This is a genomic window from Ulvibacter sp. 2305UL32-6 (genome assembly GCF_058148545.1).
Genome location: NZ_JBYVKA010000092.1, coordinates 1 through 343, shown reverse-complemented (window position 1 = coordinate 343; position 343 = coordinate 1). Strand labels below are relative to the sequence as shown.

At 42.6% G+C, this 343-nt stretch carries 1 protein-coding gene; it reads right to left on the bottom strand.

Annotated features, from left to right (window positions below):
- A partial coding sequence (locus tag ACY2RU_RS17855) for a hypothetical protein (RefSeq protein ID WP_490139842.1) occupies positions 1 to 343 on the bottom strand: 343 nt, incomplete at both ends.

Here is a 343-nt window from a genome sequence, read left to right as displayed (position 1 = left end):
GCTAAGGTCTGGACTTGTGTTGTCCTCAACCGTTACTATGGCAGTACATGTTGATTCATTTCCGTTTGAATCGGTTACTGTAAGCACTACAGGATTGTCGCCTACATTACTACAATCGAAGGTGTCGATATCCAGATCGTAGCTCGCAATACCACAGGCATCTGTGCTTCCACCATCAATATCTATTCCTGCAATTGTTACAGTTCCCGTTATAGGGTCTAGTTCAACTGTAATGTCTTGACAAACCACCACTGGAGCCGTTACATCTTGAACTGTTACAATAGCAGTACAAGTACTAACGTTTCCGTTGACATCAGTGATCTCTAAGATCACATTGTTTGGA